This window comes from Planctomycetota bacterium (assembly GCA_039182125.1).
In the GTDB taxonomy this organism is placed as follows: domain Bacteria; phylum Planctomycetota; class Phycisphaerae; order Tepidisphaerales; family Tepidisphaeraceae; genus JBCDCH01.
The window spans coordinates 20296-32121 of record JBCDCH010000016.1 but is presented as its reverse complement, the minus strand read 5'-3'; the positions used below and the strand labels follow the sequence as shown (position 1 = coordinate 32121).

Here is an 11826-nt window from a genome sequence, read left to right as displayed (position 1 = left end):
TGAACCGGCATCAAGTGTAGCGGTGCGGCGCAGCCGCCCGTGGGGCGGCTCACAGGCGGCTGCGGCGCGGCCGCAAAATGTTCCACAAAGCAATGGCCACGCCGAGCGCGCACGCCCATTGGATCGCGCTCAGGCCGACGTACACGCGCTCGGTCGGTTTGATGAACTCGGCGACGAAGCGCCAGCCGAGGTAGCCGATGATGAAGAGGCGGAAGTCAAGCGCGCCGTCGGTCGGCCTCCGGTTGCGTGGCAACAGGGCTGACAAGACAATCGCAATCACTGTCACCACGGCGATGTCGTAGAGCTGGGTTGGATGGCGTGTAATGCCGTCGCCAAAGTCGATGCCCCACGGCAAGGTCGTCGCGACGCCAAACGTGCGATCGTCGAGGCCGGTGAGGAAACAGCCGACGCGGCCGAGTGCGATACCGACACACAACGGCAGCGTCACCAGCCCGCCGGTGCTGCCGGGGATGTGCTGGAACTTTTTGATGATCTCCACGCCGGCCCACCCGCCGAGGATGCCGCCGACCACGGTCTTGCCGAGCAGACCTTCGAGCGTGCGCCACTCCGCGAAGTTGAGCATCTTCGCCCCGACCGCCGCCCCGAGGATCGCGCCCGCCAGCAGCCACAACGACTGCTCCACCGACAACGCCGGCCCGCCACCGCGTCGCTTGAGCAACAGATACAACTGAAACCCGAGCGAGTACGCTAGCACTTCGGACAACAGGTGCGGATGCACCTCGCCGACGATCGGCAACGGGATGTAAACCGGAAACGACACGCCGTCCGAGCGTAACCTATCGCCATGTCCCACGCCGACACGCTCACGATTGGCCTTGCCCAGATCGCCCCCGTCTGGCTCGACCGCACCGCGACGCTGGCGAAGGTCGTGCGGTCGCTCGACGAGGCGGGCCGCAGCAAGTGCGACCTCGTCGCCTTCGGCGAAGCCCTCGTGCCCGGCTATCCCGTCTGGCTCGACCGCACCGGCGGCGCGGTCTTCGACTCACCGCCGCAAAAACAACTGCACGCGCACTACATGGCCAACGCGATCGACATCGACGCCGGCGATCTCGACGACGTCCGGGCCGCGGCGAAACGCAACGCCACCGCCGTCTACCTCGGCCTCATCGAACGCCCCGCCGACCGCGGCGGCCACAGCCTCTACGCCTCGCTCGTCTACATCAACAAGGCCGGCGAGATCGGCTCGGTGCACCGAAAGCTCATGCCCACCTACGAGGAACGCCTCACCTGGTCCCCCGGCGACGGGCACGGGCTGCGCGTCCATCCGCTCGGCGCGTTCACCGTCGGCGGCTTGAACTGCTGGGAGAACTGGATGCCCCTGCCCCGCGCCGCGCTCTACGCGCTCGGCGAAGACCTGCACATCGCCGTCTGGCCCGGCTCGCAACGCAACACCCAGGACATCACCCGCTTCATCGCCCGCGAGTCGCGCAGCTATGTCGTCTCCGTCAGCGCGCTGCTTCGCCCCGACGACTTCCCCGACGACACGCCCAACCGCGCCGCAATCGTCGACGGCATGCCTGACCTCCTCCACGACGGCGGCTCATGCGTCGCGGGCCCGAACGGCGAGTTCGTCTTGGAGCCGCAGGTCGGCAACGAGAGCCTGTTCGTCGTCAACATCGACCACGCGAAGGTGCGCGAGGAACGCCAGAACTTCGACCCCGTCGGCCACTACAGCCGACCGGATGTGACGCAGTTGCACGTCAACCGTGAGCGGCAGACCACCGCACGCTTCAACGACTGACGACTCACGCCCCCTGCAAGCACACCGGCCGCAGCCAGCGGTCGATCGCGCGGTCGCCAACGGCGGTGAACCGGGCGTCGGTCGTCGCTGGGTACGGGCCGCCGTGGACCATCGCGGCGGTGACTTCCACGCCCGTCGGATAGCCGCCAAAGATCACCCGGCCCGCAAGCGTGGTCAGCAGGTGCAACAGGTCGTCGTCGGGTTCGCCATGGACGCTCGCGGTGAGTTGGCCACCGAGGTGGGCCGAGGCGATGCGGACATCGGCGAGATCGTCGTACTCGACCACGAGCGTGCCGGGGCCGAATACTTCGCGGTGCAGCACTTTGCTCTGCCCGAAGTGAGTGGCGGCGACGCGCAGCAACGCCGGCGTCGCGTTCGCCCCGCCCGACCCGGCGTCGTCCTCCGGCATGAGTAGTGCTTCGGTGCCGGGCACACTGGCAAGCTTCGCGGTGCCTTCGACGTACGACTTCCGCATCGACGCGTTGAGCATTGTCTGCGACCCGACCGCCGCGAGCTTGTCCTTTAACCCGCTCAGATCCGTCCCGCTCGGCACGAAAATCAGCCCCGGTTTCGTGCAGAACTGCCCCACGCCCAGCGTCACCGAACCGACCAAGCCATCGACAAACTCATCCGTGTAATGCCCTGGCAAGACGACGATCGGGTTCAAGCTGCTCATCTCCGCGAACGCGGGGATCGGCGTGGGTCGCGCGGCCGCGGCGTCGAAGATCGCGCGGCCGCCATTCTCGCTGCCAGTGAACCCGACGCCACGCACGTCCGCGTGCTTCACGATCCGCTCGCCCACCTCGACGCCACCGACGAGCAACGCGAAGACGCCCGCAGGCATGCCGGTCTCGGCGGCAGCATCGACGATTGCGCCGGCGACAAGCTCGCACACGCCGGGGTGACTCGGGTGCGTTTTGACGATGACCGGGCAACCGGCGGCGAGTGCGCTGGCGGTGTCCCCGCCCGCGACGCCGTAGGCCAGCGGAAAGTTCGCCGGCCCGAACACCGCCACCGGCCCGATGCCAACGTAACGCCGGGAAAGATTGCCCTGCTTGATCGGCGAGTTCCAATCATCGCGTTCGATCTGGTCGGCGAAGTTCCGCAGCTGTCCGCAGGTGCGTGCGCACTCGCCCTCGGCCCGTCCGCGCGGCAATGCCGTCTCGGCGGTGAATCGTTCGAGCAGTTCGTCGCCCAATGCTTCGATCTTGTCCGCGATCGCACGCAGGAACGGCGCACGCTCGGCCCGCTGGAACGCCGCAAACACGTCGGCCGCCGACATGCAGGCGCGATCCACATCGTCCGCCGTCGCATACACGAACGTGGTCGGCAGCGCGTCACCGGTCGCGGGGTTCGTCGCGGTGAACGTGTCGCCGCCGGCGCTGGTCGGCTGGCCTTCGATAATCGAGTGTCCGTGCATGGTTAACCTTTGCGACGTTGTTGGAGAAAGTCGAAGAGCTCGCCGGCGCCAAACGTCCACGGCGGGATCTTGTCGGTGTGGTTGACGGTGTTGACGAGCGTGCCGAGGCTTGGTGTGCTGATCTCGACGCGGTCGCCGAGCTTGTGCGTGAAGCCGCCGCCCGTGCCATCGCGATCGTCGGTCGGGGCGAACATCGTGCCGAGGAAAAGCATCATGCCGTCGGGGTACTGGTGGTGCGGCCCGAGCGCCGCGGCGACGAGGTCGGCGGGCTTGCGGCTGATCTCGGCCATACGGTTGCGGCCGCGCGTCTCGAAGCCATCAACGCCGGTGATGTGAAGTTCAACCTCACAAGCTTCGACATCGGCGAGCGTGAACGACTCATCGAACAATCGGATCATCGGCCCAATCGCACACGAGCCGTTCTGGTCCTTCGCCTCGCCCAGCAGCAGTGCGCTGCGCCCTTCGTAGTCGCGTAGGTTCACGTCGTTGCCAAGCGTCGCCCCACGTATCTCGCCGCGTCGGCTCACCGTGAGCACGACCTCCGGCTCCGGGTTGTTCCACGACGAGTCTGGCAGCACGCCGACCTCCGCACCGTAGCCGACCGACGCCATCGGCTGGGCCTTGGTGAACACCTCTGGGTCCGGGCCGATGCCGACTTCGAGGTACTGGCTCCAAACGCCGGCGGCGATGAACTTCTTCTTGAGCGCTTGCGTCTCCGGCGAGCCGGGGGCGACTTTGGATAGGTCGTCGCCAAGCGCTTCGGTGATCATGCCGCGGACCTGCTGGGCGACGGCGGGGTCGCCCTTGGCTTTCTCTTCGACAACGCGTTCGAGCAGCGAGCGGATGAACGTGACGCCGCAAGCCTTGGTCGCGAGCAAGTCGTTGGGAGCGAGCAGGTGCGGGTGATGAAGCCGGGGCGCAGCCCCGGGTACCCGGGGCTGCGCCCCGGCTTCGGAGTTCCTGAGAATCTCCCGCACCTCTCCAGCGACCGGTCCATCGACTTCGTAGACGCGCAGCGGGTCGGCGTCGTTGATCAAACGCGACATCGTTGGAAACGTGTCGGTGACGTCGATCAGATCGTCACCGCGGCGGACGACAATCAGCGGCCCCTCGCCGTTCCACACGCGGCCGACCAGCGTTCCGTCCTCGGGCAGTGCGTTCATGACCGGAGCTTATCGACAATCGAGTCGACGTCGTAGACGCAACCGCCCCACGTACCGCCGCCGACTTGTTGCAGTGCGGCCCACAGCCGCGTGTCATCGGGGATGTTCACGTCGGCGCGCAAGTCCGGGTGCGGCTCGCGGTGCACGACCGACGCGTCAACGGCGTCCACGCTGCCGGTGAGGTTCTTCGTGTCGATTTCGATGCGGACGCGGTCGCCGTCGCGCAGTCGTCCGACCGGCCCGCCAGCGAGTGCTTCGGGGCCGACGTGGCCGATGCACGCGCCAGTGCTCACGCCGCTGAACCGCGCGTCAGTAATCAGCGCGACGTGCTTGCCGAAGGAGACGTGCTTTAGCGCGCCCGTGACTTGATAGCACTCTTCCATGCCGCAGCCGATGGGCCCGCGGCCGATGAGCGCGATGACATCGCCCGCGACGACGCCGCCGTTCTTGATCGCGGCGATCGCGGCGGGCTCGGTGGTGAAGACCTTCGCCGGTCCCTCGTGGCGGTAGACGCCGTCGTCGTCGATGACGCTCGGGTCGATCGCAGTGGACTTCACGACGGCGCCGTCGGGGCAGAGATTGCCGCGCGGGAAGCAGACTGTGGGCGTGAGGCCGCGTTGCTTCGCCCGGGCCGGCAGCAGGATCACGTCGTCGGGATCGACGCGGTCACGTTGATGCAGTTGATCGCGAAGCCTCTTGCGGCGTTCGCTGCGTTGCCAGCCGTCAATGACTTCGTCCAACGTCCGACCCGTCGCGGTCGGCACGTCGAGTTCCAGCAAGCCCAGTTCGCGCAGATACACAAGCACCTCCGGCACGCCGCCGGCGAGGAAGACACGGACGGTCGGATGGCCGATCGGCCCGTTCGGCAACGCATCGACCAAGCGCGGCGTGCGGCGATTCACGTTGGTCCAGTCGTCGACGCTCGGTCGGGCCAGCTTCGCCGCGTGGGCGACGGCCGGGATGTGCAGCAACAAGTTCGTCGATCCGCCGAACGCGGCGTGGACGGTCATCGCGTTTCGCACGGCGGCGTCGCTCAGCACGTCGCGCATCGCCACGCCCTTGCGAGTCATCCGCAGCACGGCCGAGGCGGAGCGGCGGGCGACGTCACGCCAGATCGGTTGGCCGCTCGGGGCGAGCGCACTGTGCGGGACGGCCATGCCCAGCGCTTCGGCGACGACCTGCGCGGTGGCCGCAGTGCCGAGAAACTGGCAGCCACCGCCGGGCGTCGCACACGCTCGGCAGCCGAGCTCGGCAGCCTCTTCGAGCGACAGCTCGCCGACGCTGTAGCGTGCGCCGATGGTCTGTACCTTGCCCGCGTCTTCGCCGACCGCCGGCGGTAGCGTCACGCCGCCGGGGACGATCACGCCGGGCAGGTCGCCGCAGCCAGCCAGCGCGATCATCATCGCCGGCAGACCCTTGTCGCAGGTCGCGACACCGACGACGCCCTTGCGCGTCGGCAGTGATCGAATCAACCGACGCAGGACCATCGCCGCGTCGTTGCGATACGGCAGGCTGTCGAACATGCCGACGGTGCCTTGGGTTCGCCCGTCGCAAGGGTCGGAGACGAAGCCGGCGAACGGCGTCCCGCCGGCGCTGCGGACGACGTCGGCGGCTTCGTGCATGAGCAGGCCGACCTCCCAGTGGCCGGTGTGATAGCCGAGCGCGATCGGCTTGCCGTCGGGCGCGCGGATGCCGCCTTGGGTGCTGAGCAAAAGCACCTCGGGCCCGAGCATCGCGTCGGGGCTCCAGCCCATGCCGGCGTTCTGCGAGAGGCCGAACAGGTCACCGCTCGGGCGCTGGCGGAGCATCTCGTCGGTCAGCGGCAGGCTGCCGGTCGGGCCGGGCGCGGTGGTCGGCACGTCGAAGTCGGCGGGGCCGAAAAGCGGATCATCGGTTGGCATGGCCGAAGCCTACCAGCTTGCCCACGGCCGCACCCGCGCGGCGTGCTTCGAGCTTCGCGCGCCAGGCGACATGCTCCGTCTTGCTTTGAAAACTGCTCGCACTCAGCTCGCGCAGGTACCGGCCGCGCAGAGGGTGACGCAGGATCGGCCACCACGGCTTGGGGCCGGTGAAGTGCAGGATCTTCGCATCGTCAACCAGCATCGGGCGCTGTCGCACTTCGGCGGCGACGTCGGTGTCCTTGAACTTCTCGGGCCGCATGATCGGAAACAGCTGCACGTTCCACGCCAGATCGAGCCGGTGCCAGTCGCCGGCGCAAACGCAGTTCATCGCGTCCTGCTCGAGCAAGCGCACGGGATATTCGTCGAGGAATGCGACGGTCTGCTCGGCGATCTTGCGTTCGCGCCAAGCCGCAAGGTCGAGCAGTTGCACGCCGCCGTTGAAGTACGGGCCGTCGCCGTCGACGCCGTAGTCGGCCCAGCTGGTCAGGTCGTTGAACGCGAGGCGGACGGTCGAGAACACGAAGTCCGGCACCGCCGCGAGGGACTTGCCGCCCAGATCCGTGTCCCACAGCTCCGCGAGATCGCCGGCGACGAGGATGTCGCAGTCGAGGTAGATCGCGCGGTCGGCGGCGGGCAAAAGGCGCGGCAACAGCAAGCGCCAATACACCGTTTCGTTCAGGTGCGACGTGGTCGGCAGGTCAGCACCCCCGCCGCCGCGCAGGTCGGCCAGATGATCGGCGAGGCGCAAGGTGTGCCATTGCACAACGGCATCGGGCGCGGCACGCTCGATGCGTGCTTGCGTGTCGGGCGGGATGTCGTTGTGGAGGATGTGAACGCAAAGCCGCCGACCATCGGCAAGATGATCGGCGGCGGAGCTGAGTGCGACCGCGAGCGGCAGTGCGAACGCGGCATCGACGCAAAAGACAACGACGATGTCACGGGGGTCAGTCATGCATGTCGGCGACGAAACAGGCCAAGACCTGCAGCGCCGAGCAGACCGAGTGTGCCCGGTTCAGGGATCAACGGCAAGACCGAAGCGTAAGTGCTGCCGATGCGAATCTCGTCGACGAGCAGTTGGCTGTCGCCGGTGCCGCCTTGGAAGATCGCGAACTCCACGCGATCGAACGACAGGAAGTCGGTCGATGCGATGAACGCATCGCTCACATTCTCCGGTGCCGCCGGATCAGGGTCGACGTAGGCGCTCACGACCGCGTCGTTGTTGATGAGCTCGAACCGCAGCACATAGAGATGCGTCTCGGTGCCGGACGTGGGCAGCGCGACCGAGGACAGTGGATCGTTCTTGAGGCGGAGCTGAAACTCCCCGCCTTCGTTGGCGACCTGGAGCACGCGGTTGGAATCGTTGTTGCCGCCGTCGAACAGCTCGAAGCCGTAGTAGGCCTGGTCGTTGGTCGTCTGCATCAGGAAGCTGATGTAGAGATCGCCGGCGGGTGCAGGCCCTTCGGGTGCGACGAGGTCGGGCAGAGCGAACTGGAGTTGGCGGTTGAGGCGACCTTCATCGATCTCGGCTCCGGCATTGCCGTTGGTCAAAAGCGTCCCGGTCGGTTCGGCGAGCGACCCTTCGACGACCACGCCCTCCGAGCCGACGGCGTTGAACCACGGACCTACAAAACCCGCCCCGCCGTTGCTTTCGTCGACGGCGGTACCGGGCGTGTAATCAAACCCTTCATAGGCGAATGACGGAAGTACATCGGCGACGGCGGCCGTGCCGGCGGCGAAAGTCGCCAACCATGCGGTCACGAAGGTTGTCTTACTCACGGCGAATATCTTCACGGACAGATGAAACAAAGTGGGTCTCGGAACAGAAGCGTTCGCCACCTTCGGCCTGGACCGGCGTGCGAGAGCACGGCCGATGGCCAGGCCGAAGATGGCGATTGGTGGGCTTAGCGGCGGCGACGCATGAGCCCGAGGCCGGCCATGGCGAGGAGGCCGAGCGAGGCCGGCTCGGGGAACGGCGTCACGTCATCGAACGAATCACCGATGCGAAGCTCATCGACGAGCAGCGACTCCTCACGTGGGCCTTGGAACATCGCGAAGGCGACGCGGTCGTAGCTGATATCACCGAGCACCGAAGCGTCGGCCACGGCCGGCTCCGGCTGGCTCGGATCGGGATCAACGTAGACGGTGATGTTGTCAAGCGCGTCGGAGAAGTCGAGCCGCAAGACGTACAGATGCGTGTCGGTACCGGGCGACGGAAGCGGTGCCGAGAGCGCGTCGTCGTTGTTGAGTCGGACCTGGAAGACCCCGCCCTCGTTGGCGATCTGCACGGTTCGGTTCGAATCGTTGTTGCCACCGTCGAACAACTCGAAGCCGTAGTAGGCTTCGTCGTTGGTGGTCTGCATCAAGAAGCTGAGGAAGATCGTTTGCTCAAAAGGACCGTCGCCACCGGCGCTCGGCTGGGGCTCGTCAACGAGTCGGTACACCCGGCCCTCGTCGATCTCGGAGCCGGTGTTACCCTCGGTCAGGAGCAAGCCCGTCGGATCGACGAGCGAGCCCTCGATAATCTCGCCCTGTGAGCCGAGGACGTTGAACCAGGGGCCGTCGAAGCCAAAGCCGCCATCGTTGCCGACGACTGTGTCGCCGACGGCGTAGTCGAAAGGTTCGTAAGCAGGCACGGCCACGGCGGCCGCAGTGACGCTGGCCGTGACCGCGAACGCGGTGAGGTAGTTGAAATGTGTGCGCATGGAATCTCCGCTTCCCAAGATGACGTTCAGTTGGTGTGGACCAAAGAGCCGGCAGACCCGCCGTGCTGTCCGTCACAATCGTAACGACATCCCGCCGATCGGCCAAACAGTTATTTGGGGGAAATGTGTCACGCATGAACGGAAAACGGCCGGCAACTCGCGTTGCCGGCCGTGCTTATCGACTTGTCCGGTCACCGCCGGTTGTCACTCGGGCAGCACCTCGTTGCCGTCGTCATCGACATTACCCTCCCAAACGAACTGACCGATATCACCCCACCGCTGCGCCCCGCCGACGAAGTCGTCGATGCGGTTGAAGCGGATGATCGGCTGGGCCTCGTCACCGTAGAACTCGGCCGGGGCGACGTGCAGGGCAAACATCGAGCCGTAGATCCAGTTGCCCTCGACGACCCAGCCGGTGTTGATGCCGTTGATGACCGCGGTGTTCTGACCACCCTGGAAGTGGTTGCCACGGACGTGGACATTAAAGGCTGACGGGTACGCCTGGATGGCGTCGGTGTGGCTGCCCGAAAGGTTGTGGACCCAGTTGTTTTCGATGAGGTACGGGCCTTCGCCGAAGACGCGGAAGCCGTCGTTGCCAGCGAAGATGTTGAGCCGGCGTGCGGTGTAGGCCGAGCCGGTGACACCGGTGGACCCTTCGCCGCGGCCGACGAGTTCGCCGTCCTCGAGGGTGACGTTGTTGGTGTCGGCGTAGATGCGGATGTTGCCGTATTTCCCGCCCTCGACCTTGAAGTTGCGGAGCACGACCGTGTCGCCGGGACCGAAGTTGTCGTTGTCTGCGGAGATGATGATCGCGAACGACGCATCGCCACCGATGACGTGAATGTTCTCGTAGACGCCGGGCCGGTCGATGATGAGTTGACCGTTGTGAACGACGAGCGCATCGACGTCGGTCGGGCCGGTGTTGTTCGGACCGGGACGGGACGGATCGTTGACCGCGGGGGCGGCGGTGATTTCGCCGTCGGTCGGGTCACCGTCGTTGGTGCCGGGACCCGTGGTCGGATCGGCCGGCGGCACGGTGTCCGGCATCGCGGTCGGCGTGTCCTGCTCGTCGATCTCGATCATCACCGTTACGGTCACCGATGCACCGCGAGAACCATCAGCGTAAAGCAGCGATGCGGTGACCTCGTAACTGCCGGCCGGCATGTCCCAAGGCCGCAGGTCGCCACCGGTGTCTCCGCCCAATGCATACGGCGCGGCGCGTTCGATCCGAACATCGACGCCGTTGACGCTGAAGACCACGCCTTCGATGTCGTCGGCGTTCTCCGGCGTCGCGACCACGGTGACACCGTCGTCGAGTTCGATGACTTCGGCCGAGATGCCGGCGACCGCCGGGGCTGGAGCGGGCGCGGGAGCCGGAGGACCTGCGGGCGGCGGGGTCGGCGGCAACGGTGCCGGCGGCTGAACGGCTTGGGCGACAACCGCGAACGCCATCTTGTGTGTCGCCACGACGGCACTGCCGTCATAAACGTTCAACGTCAACTGATAGTCGCCCGGCTCGAGAGTCGCCCCGTAAAAGTCGCCGTTGCGATCCCCGAAGAGCGCATACGGCGCCACTTGCTCGAACCGCCGATAGTCGTTGTCGCCATCGAGATGATCGAGTACGAGTTCAACGCCGGTCGCGTTGGCGACGTTCGTGTAGATGTTGAGCGAGTCGGTGTTGAGCGTGCTCAGGTCGATGACCGAGCCGTCGGCGAGCTGGTAGATGTCCTGGTTGGTTCTCGCATCGACGAGGTACAGTTCGACATCGAGGCCGGTGCCATCGTCGGACATGCCGGTAACGACCGACACCGTGGCCGGCGTGCTGGTGTTGCCCTGGCCATCGGATGCGGTGACGACATAGACGTAGGCCGACGCCGGCTGCACCGCCGCATCGAGCCATTGGGTCGTGTTGGCGTCCAGCGCTGCCACCTGTGTGAAGGTGACGCCGTTGTCGGTCGAACGCAAGACATTTATCCGTTCGAGATCCTCGAACGCATCACCTTCCGGAAGGCTCCAGTTCAAGACGACACCATCGGCGTTGGGTTGGGCCGTGAGGTTTTGGACCGGCGCGACGGTGGTGGTTTCGACGAACGTGACGGGGATCTCGACGCGTTGGCCGTTGACATCGCCGCCGTACATGGTGACGCCGATGCGGAGGGTGCCGAGCGACGGCGTCCAGTTGTAGTAGTCGCCGTTGCGATCACCGGCCAGGGCGAACGGCTCGACTTTTTCGAATCGCGTCGGCTCACCGTCGATGTCGAAGAGCACACCCTCGACGCCATCGGGGACGTCGGCGCGGATGTTGAAGTTGTCGGTGTCGAACGCCGCGAGGTCGATGTCCTGCCCCGCCGCGACGGTGACCACGTCTTGGTCGGTGTCGGCATTGACGAGGGTCAGCGTCACGACATCAGCGGTGTTGGCCGAGAGCATCTGCCGACGCTCGAGGTTTTCCAACACCGGCTGAGCGGCGAAAGCGAGACGGGGATCGGTGCGATCGAGAAGCGCCGGCTTTGAAGATGCCGACGTCATGGGGTGGAGACGGAACTGCTGCATGGTCAAACTCACGAAGATCGGGTTGGCGACGACCGACATTGCGTCGATGTCGACGCGGACATACGCCGCGCGGCCTCGGTCCAGTTGTGCACGTCGTGCTCACACACCGACGTGTTGCCCACGGAGATTGGTGATGCCCGACGCGACCTGGGATCGACTGGCGGACACCGGCGGTGCCGGGCGGACGCGGTCGGGAACTGCCTGACCGTGCCTGCTGGCTGCGGGTGCCTCTGGTGGCACCCGGCGGAGTGGGGCCACGCTAGGCCCGATCCACTGCCGCCTCCCCAACCTCTGATTCGGCTTTCGTGAAAGCCAGATTGAGCGC

The 11826-nt window shown here is 66.2% G+C and carries 9 protein-coding genes; 1 reads left to right on the top strand and 8 read right to left on the bottom strand.

Annotated features, from left to right (window positions below; translation table 11 throughout):
* Positions 1-49: 49 nt before the first annotated feature.
* Positions 50-781: a prolipoprotein diacylglyceryl transferase family protein gene (locus tag AAGD32_06055; protein MEM8873808.1), complete on the bottom strand. Its 732-nt coding sequence runs from the start codon at positions 779-781 to the stop codon at positions 50-52.
* 24 nt (positions 782-805) lie between these two features.
* Here AAGD32_06055 and AAGD32_06050 point away from each other — a divergent pair, with 24 nt between their 5' ends.
* A complete protein-coding gene (locus tag AAGD32_06050; protein ID MEM8873807.1) occupies positions 806-1762 on the top strand; it encodes a carbon-nitrogen hydrolase family protein in 957 nt (318 codons plus the stop codon).
* A 4-nt stretch (positions 1763-1766) separates the two neighbouring features.
* Here the strand turns inward: AAGD32_06050 and AAGD32_06045 are convergent, their stop codons facing one another.
* From AAGD32_06045 to AAGD32_06015, 7 genes are all read right to left on the bottom strand, one after another.
* Positions 1767-3182 (bottom strand): aldehyde dehydrogenase (NADP(+)), encoded by a 1416-nt coding sequence (locus tag AAGD32_06045; protein ID MEM8873806.1) that lies wholly within the window; start codon positions 3180-3182, stop codon positions 1767-1769.
* A gap of 2 nt (positions 3183-3184) precedes the next feature.
* Positions 3185-4345, bottom strand: a complete 1161-nt coding sequence (locus AAGD32_06040) for a fumarylacetoacetate hydrolase family protein (protein ID MEM8873805.1) — start codon at positions 4343-4345, stop codon at positions 3185-3187.
* A complete protein-coding gene (locus AAGD32_06035; protein MEM8873804.1) occupies positions 4342-6246 on the bottom strand; it encodes a YjhG/YagF family D-xylonate dehydratase in 1905 nt (634 codons plus the stop codon). The genes AAGD32_06040 and AAGD32_06035 overlap by 4 nt, the downstream gene beginning before the upstream one ends.
* A complete protein-coding gene (locus AAGD32_06030) occupies positions 6233-7198 on the bottom strand; it encodes a glycosyltransferase family 8 protein (protein MEM8873803.1) in 966 nt (321 codons plus the stop codon). Before AAGD32_06030 ends, AAGD32_06035 begins: the two co-directional genes overlap by 14 nt.
* Positions 7195-8022 (bottom strand): PEP-CTERM sorting domain-containing protein, encoded by an 828-nt coding sequence (locus AAGD32_06025; protein MEM8873802.1) that lies wholly within the window; start codon positions 8020-8022, stop codon positions 7195-7197. The genes AAGD32_06030 and AAGD32_06025 overlap by 4 nt, the downstream gene beginning before the upstream one ends.
* Positions 8023-8147: 125 nt before the next feature.
* Positions 8148-8948, bottom strand: a complete 801-nt coding sequence (locus AAGD32_06020) for a PEP-CTERM sorting domain-containing protein (GenBank protein ID MEM8873801.1) — start codon at positions 8946-8948, stop codon at positions 8148-8150.
* A 204-nt stretch (positions 8949-9152) separates the two neighbouring features.
* Complete coding sequence (locus AAGD32_06015; protein MEM8873800.1) at positions 9153-11501, bottom strand: hypothetical protein; 2349 nt, start codon at positions 11499-11501, stop codon at positions 9153-9155.
* Between the last annotated feature and the right edge of the window lie 325 nt (positions 11502-11826).